Below are 16,093 nucleotides of genomic sequence, written 5' to 3' on the forward strand. Positions count from 1 at the left end.
GCACATCGCGTCGCACGGCCGCCTGCGTGGCGATGCTCACGGCGTGTTGCCCGCAGCGTAAAGGGCGGCACTTCCTTTGGGCCGCATCTCGTCGAAGCCGTGGCCCGAGGTGCGGAAGCTCACCAACTCGGCGATGTTGGTGACGTGGTCACCGGCACGCTCGATGTTCTTGGCCATGAACATGAGATGAGAGCACGCGGTGATGGTGCGCGGATCCTCCATCATGTAGGTCAGCAGCTCGCGGAACAGGCCGGTGTAGACCTGGTCGATCTCCTCGTCGCGCTGCCACACGTCGTGCGCCTTGGCGACGTCGCCGTGGGCGAACGCATCGAGCACGTCCTTGAGTGCCGCCAGCACCAGGCGGCCCAGCCGGTCGATACCCGAGACGGCGGCCGGCGGCGTGGTCGTCTGGGCGAGCACGATGCTGCGCTTGGCGTTGTTCTTGGCATAGTCGGCGATGCGCTCCAGCGCCGAGGCGATCTTGATCGACGACAGGATGACCCTGAGGTCGATCGCCATCGGCTGGCGCAATGCCAGCAGCTTGACCGTCTGCTCCTGCACGGCATTGTCGAGTGCATCAACCCGCACGTCGTCGCCGATCACCTTCTCGGCGATCTCGGTGTCGCGTGCCCGCAGGGCCACCAGCGACTGCGCCAGCTGGTTCTCGGCCAGGCCGCCCATCTCGCTGATCGTGGCGCTGAGCCGCTCCAGCTCTTCGTCGAACCGCTTGAGGGTATGTTCAGCCATCTCGATTCTTCCTTCTTGAGAATCAGGCATGGTCAGCCGAAGCGACCGGTGATGTAGGCCTGCGTCCGCTTGTCCCTGGGCGTGGTGAAAAGCGTGGCCGTGGCGCCGAACTCGATCAGCTCGCCGAGGTACATGAAGGCGGTGAAATCGGAGACGCGCGCCGCCTGCTGCATGTTATGGGTGACGATGACGATCGTGTAGTCCTGCTTCAGCTCGTCGATCAGCTCCTCGATCTTGGCGGTCGAGATCGGATCGAGCGCCGAGCACGGCTCGTCGAACAGGATGACTTCCGGCTTCACCGCGACGGTACGGGCGATGCACAGACGCTGCTGCTGGCCGCCCGACAGGCTCTGGCCGTTGGCCTGGAGCTTGTCCTTGACCTCGTCCCACAAGGCGGCGCGGCGCAGCGCCGATTCGACCCGGGCATCGATCTCGGCGCGCGGCAGGCGCTCGTAGAGCCGGATACCGAAGGCGATGTTCTCGTAGATCGACATCGGGAACGGCGTCGGCTTCTGGAACACCATGCCGATGCGGGCGCGCAGCAGGTTGATGTCCTGATCGGCGCGCAGGAGATTGTCGCCGTCGAACATCACTTCGCCGGTGGCGCGCTGGCCGGGATAGAGGTCGTACATGCGGTTCAGGATGCGCAGCAGGGTCGACTTGCCGCAGCCCGACGGGCCGATGAAGGCGGTCGTCTTGTTGGCATAGAGCGACAGGGTGATGCCCTTGAGCGCCCGGCTGTCGCCGTAGAAGAACTCGAGATTGCGGATCGCGATCTTCTCGGCGAGCTTGGACGTGTCGAGCTTGGCGTGGGCAGCGACCGGCACGGCCACCGATGGACCGTTTCCTTGAGCGATGCTCATTGGGACTTCCTCGAAGCGGTAAGGGATCGGGCAAAGATGCTGAGCGCCAGCACGGTGATGGTGATCAGGAGCGCGCCGGTCCAGGCGAGCTTCTGCCATTCATGGTAGGGCGACAGCGCGAACTGGAAGATGACCACCGGCAGGCTGGGCATCGGGGCGTTCATGTCGATGCTGAAGAACTGGTTGTTGAGCGCCGTGAACAGGAGCGGCGCGGTCTCGCCGCTGATGCGCGCGATCGCCAGCAGGATTCCGGTGACGATGCCGGCGCGCGCCGCGCGATAGGCGATGCGCATGATCATGAGGGCTCGCGGCAGGCCGATCGAGGCGGCCGCCTCGCGCATCGTGTCGGGCACCAGGGTCAGCATGTCCTCCGTCGTGCGCACGACGACCGGGATCACGATGACAGCCAGGGCGACCGCGCCGGCATAGCCGGAGAAATGGCCCATCGGCGCCACCATGATCTCGTAGACGAACAGGCCGACGACGATCGAGGGAGCGCTCAGCAGGATGTCATTGATGAAGCGCACCACGGTCGACAGCTTGTCGTGGCGGCCGTACTCGGCGAGATAGGTGCCGGCCAGGATGCCGATCGGCGTGCCGATGACGATGGCGAGAATCGTGATGATCAGGCTGCCGGCGATGGCATTGAGCAGGCCACCGGCCGAACCCGGTGGCGGCGTGTTCTCGGTGAAGACCGAGAGCGACAGGCCACCGATGCCCTCGTAGAGCAGGATGCCGAGGATCAGGACCAGCCAGCCCAGGCCGAACAGCGTGGCGGCCCACGCCAAGCCCTTGGCCATGGCATTGCGACGGCGCCGGCCGGCATAGAGCGGGCTGGCGGAAGCGGTAGCGGCCGCGTCGGTCATGGCGTCACCCGGCCCGCTGCTGGATGCGCAGCAGCATGTAGCGTGCGATGGCGAGCACGATGAAGGTGATGAAGAACAGGATCAGGCCGAGCGCGACCAGCGAGGAGGTGTAGAGATCACCGACCGCCTCGGTGAACTCGTTGGCGATCGAGGCCGAGATCGTCGTGCCGGGCGCGAACAGCGATGCCGAGACATGGTGGGCATTGCCGATCACGAAGGTGACCGCCATCGTCTCGCCCAGCGCGCGGCCGAGGCCCAGCATGAAGCCGCCGATGACGCCGACCCGCGTGAACGGCAGGACGACGTTGCGGAACACCTCCCAGGTCGTGCAGCCGATGCCGTAGGCAGCCTCCTTGAGGACGGGCGGCACGGCATCGAACACGTCGCGCGAGATCGAGGTCACGAACGGCAGCACCATGATCGCCAGGATCATGCCCGCGGTGAACATGCCGATGCCGTAGGGCGGTCCGGCGAACAGCGTCGACAGCACCGGCACGTTCTCGAACGTGTCGATGAAGAAGGGCTGCACGTGGGTCTGCAGGAAGGGCGCGAACACGAAAAGGCCCCAGATGCCGTAGATAATGCTGGGGATGCCGGCCAGAAGCTCGATCGCGATGCCGATCGGCCGCCGCAATGGCATCGGGCAGAGCTCGGTCAGGAAGAAGGCGATCATCAGGCCGACCGGCACGGCGATCAGCATGGCGATGAACGAGGTCACCAGCGTGCCGTAGATCGGCGCCAGCGCGCCGAACCTGTCGGTCACCGGATTCCACGATTCGTCGAACAGGAATCCGATCCCGAAGGTGCTCAAGGCCGGCGCGGCGCCCAGGATCAGGGCAATGATCACCCCGCTCAGCAGCGCCAGCACAGTCAGCGCGGCGGCGCGGGTGAGGCCGTGGAAGATCTTGTCGTTCAGTCGCAGGCGCCTCAGCACCGCGCCCCGCGAGGTCGCCCCGGCCTCGCGCACGCCCGCATCCTTCAATGCAACCTCGCTCACATCACCCCCCTGAGCTTGCGGCGCCAATGCCTCGCCTGCAAGCAGGCGAGGCCATCGTGGGTGAGCGCCACCGGCGACCACCCATCACGCGGTCTAGTTGGTCGGCGAGAACAGCGGCTTGCCGGAGCCATCCTTGATCTCAACGGACCACATCCTCTGGATGTCGTTCACGACCGTATCCGGCATCGGCACGTAATCGAGTTCCTCGGCCATCTTGTCGCCCTTGGCATACGACCAGGCGAAGAACTTCAGCACCTCTGCGGTCGTCGGCGCGTCTGTCGGCTTCTTGTAGAGCAGGATCCAGGTCGCCGCCGTCATCGGCCACGACTGGTCGCCCGGCTGGTTGGCCAGAATGACGCCGTAGCCCGGCTGAGACTTCCAGTCGGCATTGGCTGCCGCGGCCTGGAAGGCGGCCGATGTCGGCGCCACGGTCTTGCCCGCCTTGTTGACCATCTTGGTGTGGGTGAGCTTGTTCTGCTTGGCGTAGGCATACTCGACATAGCCGATCGCGCCCTTCGTGTTCGCGACGTTGTTGGCGACGCCTTCGTTGCCCTTGGCGCCGATGCCGACCGGCCATTGCACAGCGGTGCTGACGCCGACCTTGGACTTCCAGTCCGGGCTGACGTCAGCCAGGTAGTAGGCGAAATTGTAGGTCGTGCCCGACCCGTCGGAACGACGCACCGGAACGATCGCCTGCTTGGGCAACTTCACGTCGGGATTGAGCTTGGCGATCGCAGGATCATCCCAGCTCTTGATTTCGCCCAGGTAGATCTTGGCGACGGCGACGCCGTCCAGGGTGAGATCGCCCGGCTTGATGCCTTCGAGGTTCACCACGGGAACAATGGCGCCCATCACCATGGGGAACTGGGCGAGCCCCGACTCGTCGAGCTCCTTGCCCGGCAGCGGCGCATCCGACGCGCCGAACGTCACGGTCTTGGCCTTGATCTGCTTGATGCCGCCGCCCGAGCCGATCGACTGGTAGTTGAGGCCGATACCAGTCTCCTTCTTGTAGGCGTCCGCCCACTTTGCGTAGATGGGGTAAGGGAACGTAGCGCCCGCGCCGGAAATGTCGGCAGCGTGGGTAACGACCGACGACAGGGCCAAGGCGGCCGCCGTCAGCGCAAGCTTGGTGAAATTCATGGATCAACTCCCTTCCTGAGATCCGAGGCGCATCTCCCGTAGGACGCTGTGGTCACCGTGCTATTGCGGTTCTGTTACCGTTGGATGACGCAACGGGAGACACTTCGCCTCAGGGACAGGCTACAGACGAAATAAAATATCTTCTGTCGCGCCTCAACCGACCGAATTGATCCCACCTGGAGGCCGCAATCGCAGTCGGAATGTACCCAGCGACTATTCCCGCTGGCCTGCCCTGGGCAGGCTTACGGTGAACGTCGATCCCTTGCCCGGGATGCTCTGGATGTCGAGCCGGCCGCGATGGCGATTGACCACATGCTTGACGATCGCCAGCCCCAGGCCGGTGCCGCCCAGCTGGCGCGAGCGCGCCGCGTCGACCCGGTAGAACCGCTCGGTCAGTCGAGGCAGGTGAATCGCCGGAATGCCGTCACCCTCGTCGCTCACCGACACCGTGAGGCGCTCCGCGCTGTCCGCCCGCGCGGTTACGCGCACCGTGGTCGCCGGCTTGGCGTACTTGACCGCGTTGTCGACCAGGTTCTGGAACACGATGGTGAGCTCGTCATGGTCGCCGACGGTGCGGCCCAGCCCGGCATCGACGCTGAGCTCGAGCGTGACCTTGCGGGACGCGGCCTTGAACTGCAGCAGGTCGAGGACGCCGCGCAGCACCTTCTCGAGGTCGACGGCGGCATCGGGCCGGGCATGCTCGTGCTGCTCGATTCGCGACAGGGTCAGGAGATCGTCGACCAGCCGGCGCATGCGGTCGGCCTGCTCGGCCATGATGCCGAGAAAGCGCTCGCGCGCCGGGGCATCGTCGCGCGCCGGACCGCGCAGGGTCTCGATGAATCCGGCGAGGCCCGCGATCGGCGTCTTGAGCTCGTGGCTGGCATTGGCCACGAAGTCGGCGCGCATGCGCTCGGCCCGCCTGAGCGCGGTCGTGTCATGCAGCACGATCAGCGCCAGCGACCCGTCCGCCGCAGCGCTCGGCAGGCGCTGCAGATGGGCGACGACATCGAGCTCCGGCGGCCCCGACAGCACGAACGCGACGACCGCCTGGTCGGCGCCGGTGAAATTGCCGTCGGGCCCGGTTTCCAGCAGACCGTCGATCGCCGCCAGGAGCTGCGGCTGGCGAAACACCGTGGAGATGTCGCGCTCTTGTCCGACCGCGCCCAGCAGCGACAGCGACGCGCGGTTGGTCCGCACGATGCGGCGCTGCCGGTCGACCGTGATCAGCGGATCGGGCAGGCCGTCGACGATCGCCTGGGCCGAGGCGGCGAGATTGTCGATCGAGGCGCGCTGACGGCGCCAGCCGGCCGACAGCGTCGCCGCGGCGGTCGCCAGCTCCTCGGTGGCGGGCGCGAAGGAGAGTCGCGGCATCACCGGCTCGCGCTCGTCTGACAGCTCGCCGACGAAGCGGGCGAAGCGGGCGAGCGAGCCGAGATAGCTACGGATCAGGATGATCGTCGCAGCCCCGATGACTGCCATCGCCGCCAGGGTCGGCCGGCCCGCCAGCCTGTCCGACCAATAGAGAAAAAGCAGGACGGCGTAGGACGGAGCCAACGCCACGGCGCCGGCGGCGATATAGCGGCGCAGAGGGATCGGGTCGGCCAATGCCTTGCCCTCGGCCGACCGCTACCGCTCGGCGGGAAGCCGCGGCGGCCGCGGCAGGAACAGGTGGATGGTGAGCAGGCCATAGAGGAAGCCGCCGATATGGGCGGCCCAGGCGATCTGCTCGCCGCCGGCGCCGGGCATGCCGCCGAAGATGCCGAAAAAGACGTTGAGGCCGATCCAGATCACCGCCACCGGCAGAAGCCCCGGCAGGCTGCCGACGCGGCGCATCAGCATCAGCACCCCGCCGAACACGCCGCTGATGGCGCCCGATGCCCCGACCATGGGATCGCCCGAGTCCGGGAACAGGAAGACCTGCACGAATCCGGCGACGATGCCGGCCGACAGATAGAAGAGGACGAACCGGCGCACGCCCAGCAGCCGTTCCACCGGCGCGCCGAAGGCGGCGAGCGTCACCATGTTGACGACCAGGTGCATCCAGCCGCCATGGATGAACTGATAGGTGACGGGCGCGACGATCAGCGAGAGCAGGTCGTGGTCGGGTGCGCTGTAGGCAGCCGGCACCAGGCCGAGCTGCATCACGAGGCTCTGGTCGGCCTCGTCGCCCAGCAGGCTGCGCAGCAGGTGAACGGCGACGTTGATGACGATCAGCCACAGCACCGCCGGCGGCAGGTTGATCGCCCGCTCGCCCGCGCCGCGTCCCGGTCCTGGTCGGCCGACATTGTCGAAAGGCATCCGGTACTCCGTGTGACCCCGCGCCACCTGACTGTCTGCTTTGCAATTTAGCGGCTTCGCGATCAGCTGCTTAGCGCTTTAGGCGGCGCACGCCCAGCCACAGAAACAAGCCACCGAGCAGCAGCGTCGGCGAGCCGCACATGAGCACGATCCAGAAATCGCCGGCGCGAAGATCGCCCGCCACGGCGAGCATGCAGCCCAGCGTCAGCACCAGCACGATCGAGGCGGAGATGGCGACAATCAACCCAGCGCGTGCCCTTGGGCGGCGGCGATCATGGTTTTCCGGACCGCGGGCACCTTGCCCGCTCATGCTCACATGAGCGGGCAAGAGCCGCGGTCCGGAAGAGCATGAGCGGCTTACGACTTCACGCCGCCCTGGCCGAGGGCGCGCAGGCGCAGGCGGAGCGCGTTCAGCTTGATGAAGCCTTCGGCGTCGCGCTGGTCGTAGGTGCCCTGGTCCTCCTCGAAAGTGACGTGCTGCATCGAGTAGAGCGACTTCGGCGACTTGCGGCCGACCACCGTGGTATTGCCCTTGTAGAGCTTGAGCCGCACGGTGCCGCTGACATTCTCCTGGCTCTTGTCGATCAGCGCCTGCAGCATCTCGCGCTCGGGCGAGAACCAGAAGCCGTAATAGACCAGCTCGGCGTATTTCGGCATCAGCTCGTCCTTGAGATGGCCGGCGCCGCGGTCGAGCGTGATCTGCTCGATGCCGCGATGAGCGATGTGCAGGATCGTGCCGCCGGGTGTCTCGTAGATGCCGCGGCTCTTCATGCCGACGAAACGGTTCTCGACCAGGTCGAGGCGGCCGATGCCGTTGGCCTTGCCGAGCTCGTTCAGCCGCGTCAGCAGGGTCGCCGGCGACATCGTCCGGCCATCGATGGCGACGGCATCGCCCTTCTCGAAATCGACCGTGATGTACGTTGCCTTGTCGGGGGCCTGCTCGGGCGAGATGGTGCGCTGGTAGACCATCTCGTCGGCTTCCTCCCAGGGATCCTCGAGGATCTTGCCCTCGCTCGAGGAGTGCAGGAGGTTGGCGTCGACCGAGAACGGCGCCTCGCCGCGCTTGTCCTTGGCGATCGGGATCTGGTGCTTCTCGGCGAACTCCAGGAGCTTGGTGCGCGACGTGAGCTCCCATTCGCGCCACGGCGCGATGATCTTGATGTCGGGCTTCAGCGCGTAGTAGCTGAGCTCGAAACGCACCTGGTCGTTGCCCTTGCCGGTCGAGCCATGGGCCACCGCGTCGGCGCCGAGCTTGCGGGCAATCTCGATCTGGCGCTTGGCGATCAGCGGCCGGGCGATCGACGTGCCGAGCAGGTACTGGCCCTCGTACAGCGCATTGGCGCGGAACATCGGGAAGACGAAATCCTTGACGAACTCCTCGCGCACGTCGTCGATGAAGATGTTCTCGGGCTTGATGCCGAGCATCTCGGCCTTCTGGCGCGCCGGCCCGAGCTCCTCGCCCTGGCCCAGGTCGGCGGTGAAGGTCACCACTTCGCAGCCGTAGGTCGTCTGCAGCCATTTCAGGATGACCGAGGTGTCGAGGCCGCCGGAATAGGCGAGGACGACCTTCTTGATGTCGCCCTTCTTGTAGGGTCCGGTATAAGTAATGCTCATGACTGCCGGCTTTCGTGTCCGTTCGATAAAGGCGCGCGGACTATAGCGGCGGACCTCGGCCGGGCAAGCCTGCCGCAAAGCCGCTATAGTGCCGCTTTAGCGTCCACGACCATGGCCTCCACCCTAGATCGCCTCACCTATGCGGCCCGCCAGACGGCGCGCGTCGCCTGGTACGCCGGCCACTACGCTGCCGGCCTGCGTCTGCTGAAGCCGATGCCCAAGCCCGACTACCCGATCGGGCCGACGCCCTCGCGGGCCGAGCTGACGGCCGACATGCGCGCCTTGTTCCAGCGCGAATGGCAGGATATCGCAGCCGGCCTGTTCCCCGCCCCGCGCCCGCGCGGACCGGAGCCGGCGGAATTCCTGCGCCGCAGCCTGCTCTATTTCCGCGACCTGCCGCTGGTCGATTCGCGCCGCCACGGCCGGCTCGACGACGAGATGCGGCCCGGCCAGCAGGACGACGGCCTGCCCGAGTACTACCGACAGCATTTCCACTTCCAGAGCGGCGGCTGGCTGACCGACGAATCGGCGGCGATCTACGACACCCAGGTCGAGGTGCTGTTCACCGGCGCCGCCGACATCATGCGCCGCCGTGCCCTGACGCCGATCGCCCAATGGATGACCGGCCGCAACCAGCGCACCTTGACCGGCCTCGATGTCGGCTGCGGCACCGGCCGCCTGCTGGCCTTCCTTCACGATGCCTGGCCGGGCGTCCGCCTCAGCGGCGTCGATCTCAGCGCGCCCTATCTCGCCGAAGCGCGCCGCCTGGTCGGGCGCACGGCGCGCGTCAAGCTGATCGAGGGCGCAGCGGAGCGGTTGCCGTTCGACGACGCGAGCTTCGATTTCGCCGTCTCGTCCTTCCTGCTGCACGAGCTGCCCGACGACGTTCGACGCCGGGCTCTTGCCGAGATGGCGCGCGTCACCAGGCCGGGCGGCCTGGTGGTAGTCGTCGATTCGATCCAGAAAGGTGACCAGCCGTCATGGGACGGCCTGCTCGACCTGTTCCCGCACTACTTCCACGAGCCCTACTACGCGAGCTACACCGATGGCCGTCTCGACGAGTGGGGCGCGGCCGCCGGCCTGACCCTTGTTGGCAGCGAACGCGCGTTCCTGTCGCGCGTCGCGGCGTTCGGGCGTTAGTTGCGCGTCCGAAAATGACAAAGTAGCCACTGGTAGCTACTTCTCGGCGCATGCGGACAGTCGGGCTCAAGACGCTGAAGAACAAGTTGAGCGAATACGTGCGGCTTACTGCAAGCGGCGAAACGGTTCTGGTGACGGACCGTGATCGCGTGGTTGCGGAGATCGTTCCGCCGAAGACTGGGCGAGCTGCCTTTCTCGGCGATGCGACGCTGGCCGATACCGTGCGTCGGGGCTGGGTGACGCCCCCGACCCAGGTCGCTCCGGAGTGCCGCCGCGCAAACCCATCGTGAGATTCCGGGCTCTGATGGCGGAGCTGGACCCGACTTCGCGCCCGAAAGACGACCTACGACCAGCGTAGGCTTGCCATGGCACGATCGCTCGCCATCAGGCCGGCAGCACTCTAACCGGCAAGGTCAAAATTCACTAGATTGCCGGCACCTTCTCGCGCCGCCCACGCAGGCTGGCGCTCTTGAGCTGGCCGCAGGCCGCCAGGATGTCGCGGCCGCGCGGCGTGCGCACCGGGGCGCTGAGACCGCCGGCATTGACGATCTCGGCGAAGCGATGGATGCGGTTGTTGGAGCTGCACTCGTAGGGCGCGCCGGGCCACGGGTTGAACGGGATCAGGTTCACCTTGGCGTGGATCGGCGCCAGCAGGCGAACCAGCTCGCGCGCGTCGGCGTCGCTGTCGTTGATCCCCTTCAGCATGGCGTATTCGAAGGTGATGCGCCGGCTGTTGCGGGCACCGGGATAGGCGGCGCAGGCGGACAGCAGCTCGGCGATCGGCCATTTGCGGTTGATCGGCACCAGCGTGTCGCGCACCTCGTCTTTCACCGCATGCAGCGAGACCGCGAGGTTGACGTCGAGCACTTCGCCCACCTTGGCGATCATCGGGACGACGCCCGAGGTCGAGAGCGTGATGCGCCGGCGACTGAGCGCAATGCCCTGCTCGTCCATGACGATCTTGAGCGCGGTCGCGACGTTGTCGAAATTGTACAGCGGCTCGCCCATGCCCATCATGACGATGTTGGAGAGCATGCGCGTGGTCTCGGTCGGCGTCGGCCATTCGCCGTAGCTGTCGCGCGCCACCATGAACTGACCGACGATCTCCTCGGCCGCGAGGTTGCGCACCAGCGGTTGCGTGCCGGTGTGGCAGAAGCTGCAGGTCAGCGTGCAGCCGACCTGGCTCGACACGCAGACCGAGCCGCGATCCTCCTCCGGGATGTTGACCGTCTCGGCCTCGTTGCCGTCGGCGAAGCGCAGCAGCCATTTGCGCGTGCCGTCGACCGAGCGCTGCTCGGTTACGATCTGCGGCCGCGCGATGACGAACAACGCGGCGAGCCGCTCGCGCGTCTTGCGCGCGATGTTGGTCATGCGCTCGAAGTCGGTGACGCCGTGCCAATAGATCCATTGCCAGACCTGGCGGGCCCGGAACGGTTCCAGCCCGGCCTCGACCAGCACGCCCTTCAGCGCCTCGCGCGACAGCCCGACCAGGTTGGGGCGCAGGTCGTTGCGGCCGCGGAACGGCTCGGCGATCTGCATGGGCTCGGTCGGCAGGAGGGACATGGTTGCGCTCAGATAGTCGTCGTGCAGGGCACGCGCAAGCGCGGCCACGTATCGGAATCATGCTCCCTTTCCCCGCTCGGTCAGGGCATCCGCATATGGGCGCTCTCTCACGCTCCTCGCTGGCGAAGCCGGGGAGGAAAACGAAAGGCGTGCCCATGCCTTCCTGCCCGCTCGTGGGAGCGGTTGGGTGAGGGTTCGTCCCCGGACAGCTTCGCTGAACGAAAGGGTGAGCTACCCCCCGTGAGCCGCCCGCTGGCGCTGTTTGCGCTTGTAGATCGGCTCGCCGAACACCGGCAGCTCGACTGGGCCGAGCGGGCCGCCCGCTGCGACCGGCCGCTCGGCATGGCGGCCGAGACTCAGCAGCCGGTCGTACATGACGAGGGCGCCGGCGACCCCGAGATTGACCGAGAAACGGGTAGGAATCTTGACCACGAAGTCGCAGATCGACTGCACGTCGGCCGACAGGCCTTCCCGTTCGGCGCCCAAGATGTACGCCGCCTGGCGCGGATGGCGGAAGCTCGGCAGCTCGATCGCCTGGTCGGAAATCTCGACGCCGACCAGGCGACAGCCTTCGGGCAGGCGAAAGGACTCCAGGCTGGCGAAATCGTAGGTCGGGACCGACCGGGGCGTGTCGGAGGTGTCGCTGCGGGAACCCTCGCGGCGATTGTACTGGGCGCCCAGCGTGAACACGAAGGACGCGCCGAAGGCATGGGCGGTACGGAACAAAGTGCCGACATTCACCGGCTTGCTCACGCCTTCCACACCGATGCCGAAATAGCCTTTCATGGCCCTCGGATTTGTTGCATTAACCCCGGCAGGGCGTTGCCGGCCCTTCGGGTAGCGCCGCGTTCGTTGTGAAACAAGGCCAGAATGACGGTTTCTTCGAACTACGCCCGCCCGTTCCGCGCCCTGGTGGCCGGCGGCGGCACGGGCGATGCCTGCATCATGCTGGCCCAGCAGATCGTCGACCGACGCTGCCCGGGCGAGGTCGTCTACATGGACCTGTCAACGGCGTCGCGACAGGTCTGCGAGGCGCGCGCCAAGGCGCGTGGCCTGCGCAACATCCGCTTCATCACCGGCTCGATCCTCGACCTGCCGACGATGCCGATCGGCCAGTTCGACTACATCGACTGCACCGGCGTGCTGCACCACATGCCCGAGCCGGTGGTCGGCATGCGCGCGCTCGCCAGCGTGCTGCAGCCGGAGGGCGGGCTGGGCGTCATGCTCTATGGCGAGTACGGCCGCAGCGGCGTCTATCCCCTGCAGGAGATGCTGCGCACCCTGGCGCCGCCGTCGATGGCGCTGGAGGACCGGCTGGCGATGGCCAAGCGCCTGATCCGCTTCCTGCCGACCACCAACCTGTTCCGCCGCAACCCCTATCTCAACGACCACGTCACCGGCGGCGATGCCGGGCTCTACGACCTGCTGCTGCACAGCTGCGACCGTGCCTTCACGGTGCCGGACATCGGCGAGATGGCGAGCGAGTCCGACCTGCGCGTCGTCGCCTTCCTGGAGCCGGTGCGCTACGAGCCGGCGACCTACATGAGCGACCCGATCATCGCCCGCCAGGCAAGCTCGCTGCCGCTGATCGAGCGCGCCGCCTTCGCCGAGCGCCTGGCCGGCAACCTGCGCACCCACGTCTTCTACGCCACGCGCGCCGGCTTCGACACCGTGGCGCGGCCGGAAGACACCTCGGCCATCCCCGTGCTGCGCGAGGTCGATGCCCAGAAGCTCGCCGCCGGCATGCAGCCCGGCGCGCCGCTGATCGCCAACCTCGACGGCTTCCCGTGGCGCGCCCAGCTGCCGCCCCTGTCGCCGCGCATCATCGGCCAGATCGACGGCCGCAAGACGATGGCCGAAATCTACACCTCGCTCGGCGCCCAGGGCGGCCTGCCGCAGTGGGAGGATTTCTATACCCAGTTCGAGGACCTCTACCTCAAGCTGAATGGGGTCAATCACCTGCTGCTGCGCTTCAGGACGTGAGAGGCTGTTTGCTGCGCTGCGCTTGACGGCATGAAAAAAGGTCTCGCGCTGCGCTCGGGACGACAGCTTCGTCGCCGGCGGCTACAGCAATGCTGTCATCCTGAGCACAGCGAGGGATCTTTCTCATCCAGTCCCTTGAGCCGGCGCTCCATCAGCCGGCGCTCGGGCTCGGTGCGCGCCAGGGCGAGCGCCTTCTCGAACTCAGCCCGCGCGTCAACGGCTTGTCCCAATTCCAGCAAGAATACGCCCGCGGCGGCGTGGGCGTACGGGCTCGCATCAGGCACGGGCAAGGCCGCGAGGCCCTCCTGCGCGCCGCAGGCGCGGCCGATCGCGACGGCGCGGGCGAGCGCCGCGACCGGCGATGGATCGATCTCGATCAGCCTGTCGTAAATCGCGGCGATGCGCGGCCAGTCGGTCGCCCGGGTGCTCGGCGCCGTGGTGTGAAGGGCGGCGATCTCGGCCCGCAGATGCCATACGGTGAGTTCCTCGCCGGCGGCCGAGCGCTCGAGATGGGCGAGGCCCGCGACGATCAGCCCGCCGTCCCAGCGCTCGCGCGGCTGGTTGTCGAGCAGCTGGGCGACGCCGTCCGGGCCGACGCGGGTCGACAGGCGGGCAGCGGTGAGCGCGAGCAGCGCCGCCAATGCATCGCTTGCCGGACCGGCCGTCATCGGATGCCGCGCCAGCGCGCGGGCGAGCCGCACCGCCTCGACGCAGAGCTCGGCCTGCACCAGCGCTTCGCCGGATGACGCGGAGTAGCCTTCGTTGAACATCAGGTAGAGCGCGGTGCGCACCGACTCGGCGCGCTCGGCCAGCGCCTCGGGCGGCGGCGCCTCGATGGCGATCCCGGCAGTCTCAAGCTGGCGGCGAGCCCGCACGAGGCGCTGCGCAATCGCCGCCGGCTCGCCCAGCAGCCCGGCGGCGATCTGCGGGACGGTGAGGCCGCACACCGACTTCAAGGCGAAGGTGACGCGCATCTCCGGCGACAGGACCGGATGACAGACGGCGAACAGCAGTGCCAGCTCGTCGTCGTTCAGCTCGCGATCGAAATGGCCGCCAAACCGTTCCGTCGCCGGCTCGAGCGGCACCAGTTCCCCGGCAAGCGCGAGACGGCGCGCCTCGTGCCGCAGCAGATCGAGGGCGCGGTTCCTGGCCACGGTGGCGAGCCATGCCTCTGGCCTGGCCGGCACCCCCTTGAAGGGCCACGAGGTCAGCGCCTGCAACAGGGCATGCTGCACCGAATCCTCGGCGACGGCGATGCGGCCGGCGCCGAGGCGGCGCGCCAGGGCGGCGACCAGCCGGCTCGCCGAATCGCGGGCGAGCGAGTCGACGAGCCGATGGACCTGACCGCCCAAGGAGCGATCGGCAGGACCAGCCGGGGACCCCGCCAAGGAGGCGTCTCAGCTCGCCGCGGCGCGGACCCGGGACATGTCCTCGATCGGCCGCAGCTCGACCCAGTTGGTGGCCGAGAGGGCGAGATGGGGGCATTCCTGGGCGATGGCCTCCGCCTCGGCGGCATCGCTCGCCTCGATGACGAAATAGCCGCCGATCACGTCCTTGGCCTCGGCATAGGGACCGTCGCTGGCGACCGGCTTGCCGCCCGTGACCTTGATGTGACGGACTCCGCCCGCGGCAAGCTTCTCGCCGCCGGCGAGCTTGCCCTTCTGCCGAAGGTTGTCGGCCCACGCCATGTAGCGCTTCGTCATCTCCAGCATCTTCTCGCGCGGCAGGTCCATGTTGTAGTTTGGTACCTGGTGCAGCAGCAGCATGTATTGAGCCATCTCGCTCTCCTTCGCTCCGACGGACGATCCCGTCACCCCATCGACGTTCGGATGCGGCGGGAATCGACATTCATGCCTTCAGCGCCTCCGGGTTGATCAGGTTGATCGGCTTGCCGTCGAGCCAGGCCTCGATGTCCTCGATGGTGCCGGCGTAGAAGTGGCGATAGCTGTCCTCGACGACATAGCCCAGGTGCGGCACGAGGGTGATGTTGTCGAGCCTGGTGAAGGGATGGCCCTTGGGAAGCGGCTCCTTGTCGTACACGTCGAGGCCGGCATGGGCGATGGTGCCGTTCTGGAGGGCGGCGAGCAGGGCCGCCTCGTCGACGATCGGCCCGCGCGAGGTATTGATCAGGATCGCGGTCTTTTTCATCTTGGCCAGGTCGGCCGCGCCCAGGAGCCCGCGGGTGCGCGCCGACAGCACGAGATGGATGGAGATGAAGTCGGAGGTTGCCAGCAGCTCGTCCTTGCTGACCAGGCGCGCGCCGCCCTGGGCTGCCTTCTCCGCCGTCAGGTTCTGGCTCCACGCCACGACGTCCATGCCGAACGCCTTGGCGTAGCCGGCGACGCGGCTGCCCAGCCGGCCGAGCCCGAGCACGCCCAGCCGCTTGCCTTCGAGGACGTTCATCTGGGCGATGCCGTCGTGCCAGCCGCCGGTGCGCATCAGGCGCTCGGCCTTGGCGAGGTCGCGCGCGCACGACATCAGGAGCGCCCAGCACAGCTCGGCGGTCGGGGCATTGGAGCCGCCGCCCGGCGTGTTGCTGATCGGGATGCCGCGCTCGGTCGCCGCCTTGTCGTCCAGGCTCGAGGCGCGCGCGCCGGTCAGCACCATGAATTTGAGGTTGGGCAGCTTATCGATCAGCGCGCGCGGGAAGGCGGTGCGCTCGCGCAGCAGGCCGAGCATGTCGAACGGCGCCAGCTTGGCGGCGGCATCCTCGACCGACGAGAAGGGCTCGTGGAAGACAGTGATCTCGACGCCGCGCTTCTTCAGCCGATCCCAGTCGGCCATGCGCATGGCTACCTTCTGGTAATCGTCGAGCAGAGCGAGCTTGTGGGTTTGCGGCATGGCGTTTCCTGGGAGAGAATGGTGGGAACGATGGCGGAAAC

General features: G+C 67.2%; 17 protein-coding genes. 3 read left to right on the plus strand and 14 right to left on the minus strand.

Translation table 11 applies throughout. The annotated features are described in order from the left end of the window. Positions 1–36 precede the first annotated feature (36 nt). The 9 genes from phoU to ACILR9_RS17265 all read right to left on the minus strand — a co-directional run bounded on the left by phoU (position 37) and on the right by ACILR9_RS17265 (position 8,525). The gene (phoU, locus tag ACILR9_RS17225) at positions 37–747 is read right to left on the minus strand and encodes a phosphate signaling complex protein PhoU (protein WP_395711180.1); all 711 of its coding nucleotides are present in this window, start codon (positions 745–747) and stop codon (positions 37–39) included. Positions 748–779: 32 nt separating this feature from the next. After that, positions 780–1,610: a phosphate ABC transporter ATP-binding protein PstB gene (gene pstB / locus ACILR9_RS17230; RefSeq protein ID WP_395711181.1), complete on the minus strand. Its 831-nt coding sequence runs from the start codon at positions 1,608–1,610 to the stop codon at positions 780–782. Next, on the minus strand, positions 1,607–2,476 hold the full coding sequence (gene pstA, locus ACILR9_RS17235; protein ID WP_395711182.1) for a phosphate ABC transporter permease PstA: 870 nt from the start codon (positions 2,474–2,476) through the stop codon (positions 1,607–1,609). Before pstA ends, pstB begins: the two co-directional genes overlap by 4 nt. Before the next feature lie 4 nt (positions 2,477–2,480). After that, positions 2,481–3,473, minus strand: a complete 993-nt coding sequence (gene pstC / locus ACILR9_RS17240) for a phosphate ABC transporter permease subunit PstC (protein ID WP_395711183.1) — start codon at positions 3,471–3,473, stop codon at positions 2,481–2,483. Positions 3,474–3,566: 93 nt separating this feature from the next. Next, entirely contained in the window at positions 3,567–4,613 is a 1,047-nt protein-coding gene (pstS, locus tag ACILR9_RS17245; protein WP_395711184.1) for a phosphate ABC transporter substrate-binding protein PstS, read from the minus strand. A 213-nt stretch (positions 4,614–4,826) separates the two neighbouring features. After that, a complete protein-coding gene (locus tag ACILR9_RS17250) occupies positions 4,827–6,218 on the minus strand; it encodes an ATP-binding protein (protein WP_395711185.1) in 1,392 nt (463 codons plus the stop codon). A 21-nt stretch (positions 6,219–6,239) separates the two neighbouring features. Continuing rightward, a complete protein-coding gene (locus ACILR9_RS17255; protein WP_395711186.1) occupies positions 6,240–6,911 on the minus strand; it encodes a rhomboid family intramembrane serine protease in 672 nt (223 codons plus the stop codon). A 70-nt stretch (positions 6,912–6,981) separates the two neighbouring features. Next, the gene (locus ACILR9_RS17260; protein ID WP_395711187.1) at positions 6,982–7,155 is read right to left on the minus strand and encodes a hypothetical protein; all 174 of its coding nucleotides are present in this window, start codon (positions 7,153–7,155) and stop codon (positions 6,982–6,984) included. Positions 7,156–7,268: 113 nt separating this feature from the next. Next, complete coding sequence (locus tag ACILR9_RS17265; RefSeq protein WP_395711188.1) at positions 7,269–8,525, minus strand: argininosuccinate synthase; 1,257 nt, start codon at positions 8,523–8,525, stop codon at positions 7,269–7,271. Between the two features lie 111 nt (positions 8,526–8,636). Here ACILR9_RS17265 and ACILR9_RS17270 point away from each other — a divergent pair, with 111 nt between their 5' ends. Then, a complete protein-coding gene (locus tag ACILR9_RS17270) occupies positions 8,637–9,665 on the plus strand; it encodes a class I SAM-dependent methyltransferase (protein ID WP_395711189.1) in 1,029 nt (342 codons plus the stop codon). Positions 9,666–9,715: 50 nt separating this feature from the next. Continuing rightward, positions 9,716–9,955 carry a type II toxin-antitoxin system Phd/YefM family antitoxin gene (locus ACILR9_RS17275; RefSeq protein WP_395711190.1) on the plus strand — a complete coding sequence of 80 codons (240 nt, stop codon included), beginning with the start codon at positions 9,716–9,718 and terminating at the stop codon, positions 9,953–9,955. Positions 9,956–10,088: 133 nt separating this feature from the next. Here the strand turns inward: ACILR9_RS17275 and rlmN are convergent, their stop codons facing one another. Continuing rightward, positions 10,089–11,204: a 23S rRNA (adenine(2503)-C(2))-methyltransferase RlmN gene (gene rlmN / locus ACILR9_RS17280; RefSeq protein ID WP_395711283.1), complete on the minus strand. Its 1,116-nt coding sequence runs from the start codon at positions 11,202–11,204 to the stop codon at positions 10,089–10,091. A gap of 255 nt (positions 11,205–11,459) precedes the next feature. After that, positions 11,460–12,014, minus strand: a complete 555-nt coding sequence (locus tag ACILR9_RS17285; RefSeq protein ID WP_395711191.1) for an RNA methyltransferase — start codon at positions 12,012–12,014, stop codon at positions 11,460–11,462. Positions 12,015–12,098: 84 nt separating this feature from the next. On the opposite strand from ACILR9_RS17285, the gene ACILR9_RS17290 reads away from it, so the two are divergent. Beyond that, the gene (locus tag ACILR9_RS17290) at positions 12,099–13,211 is read left to right on the plus strand and encodes a class I SAM-dependent methyltransferase (RefSeq protein WP_395711192.1); all 1,113 of its coding nucleotides are present in this window, start codon (positions 12,099–12,101) and stop codon (positions 13,209–13,211) included. A gap of 95 nt (positions 13,212–13,306) precedes the next feature. Here ACILR9_RS17290 and ACILR9_RS17295 read toward each other — a convergent pair whose 3' ends face one another. The 3 genes from ACILR9_RS17295 to ACILR9_RS17305 form a co-directional block, all read right to left on the minus strand. Then, positions 13,307–14,563 carry an RNA polymerase sigma factor gene (locus tag ACILR9_RS17295; RefSeq protein WP_395711193.1) on the minus strand — a complete coding sequence of 419 codons (1,257 nt, stop codon included), beginning with the start codon at positions 14,561–14,563 and terminating at the stop codon, positions 13,307–13,309. 45 nt (positions 14,564–14,608) lie between these two features. Continuing rightward, positions 14,609–14,989 carry a YciI family protein gene (locus ACILR9_RS17300; protein ID WP_395711194.1) on the minus strand — a complete coding sequence of 127 codons (381 nt, stop codon included), beginning with the start codon at positions 14,987–14,989 and terminating at the stop codon, positions 14,609–14,611. A 70-nt stretch (positions 14,990–15,059) separates the two neighbouring features. Further along, positions 15,060–16,052, minus strand: coding sequence for a D-2-hydroxyacid dehydrogenase family protein (locus ACILR9_RS17305; RefSeq protein ID WP_395711195.1), 993 nt, complete (start codon positions 16,050–16,052; stop codon positions 15,060–15,062). Positions 16,053–16,093 lie beyond the last annotated feature (41 nt).

The sequence above is a fragment of the Reyranella sp. genome, from assembly GCF_044224635.1.
In the GTDB taxonomy this organism is placed as follows: domain Bacteria; phylum Pseudomonadota; class Alphaproteobacteria; order Reyranellales; family Reyranellaceae; genus Reyranella.

Excerpts from the sequence above, each read along its gene's own strand:
- phoU (WP_395711180.1), bottom strand. The coding sequence starts at position 747 with ATGGCTGAACATACCCTCAAGCGGTTCGACGAAGAGCTGGAGCGGCTC.
- pstB (WP_395711181.1), bottom strand. The coding sequence starts at position 1,610 with ATGAGCATCGCTCAAGGAAACGGTCCATCGGTGGCCGTGCCGGTCGCT.
- pstA (WP_395711182.1), bottom strand. The coding sequence starts at position 2,476 with ATGACCGACGCGGCCGCTACCGCTTCCGCCAGCCCGCTCTATGCCGGC.
- pstS (WP_395711184.1), bottom strand. The coding sequence starts at position 4,613 with ATGAATTTCACCAAGCTTGCGCTGACGGCGGCCGCCTTGGCCCTGTCG.
- ACILR9_RS17255 (WP_395711186.1), bottom strand. The coding sequence starts at position 6,911 with ATGCCTTTCGACAATGTCGGCCGACCAGGACCGGGACGCGGCGCGGGC.
- ACILR9_RS17265 (WP_395711188.1), bottom strand. The coding sequence starts at position 8,525 with ATGAGCATTACTTATACCGGACCCTACAAGAAGGGCGACATCAAGAAG.
- ACILR9_RS17270 (WP_395711189.1), top strand. The coding sequence starts at position 8,637 with ATGGCCTCCACCCTAGATCGCCTCACCTATGCGGCCCGCCAGACGGCG.
- ACILR9_RS17275 (WP_395711190.1), top strand. The coding sequence starts at position 9,716 with ATGCGGACAGTCGGGCTCAAGACGCTGAAGAACAAGTTGAGCGAATAC.
- rlmN (WP_395711283.1), bottom strand. The coding sequence starts at position 11,204 with ATGCAGATCGCCGAGCCGTTCCGCGGCCGCAACGACCTGCGCCCCAAC.
- ACILR9_RS17285 (WP_395711191.1), bottom strand. The coding sequence starts at position 12,014 with ATGAAAGGCTATTTCGGCATCGGTGTGGAAGGCGTGAGCAAGCCGGTG.
- ACILR9_RS17290 (WP_395711192.1), top strand. The coding sequence starts at position 12,099 with ATGACGGTTTCTTCGAACTACGCCCGCCCGTTCCGCGCCCTGGTGGCC.
- ACILR9_RS17300 (WP_395711194.1), bottom strand. The coding sequence starts at position 14,989 with ATGGCTCAATACATGCTGCTGCTGCACCAGGTACCAAACTACAACATG.
- ACILR9_RS17305 (WP_395711195.1), bottom strand. The coding sequence starts at position 16,052 with ATGCCGCAAACCCACAAGCTCGCTCTGCTCGACGATTACCAGAAGGTA.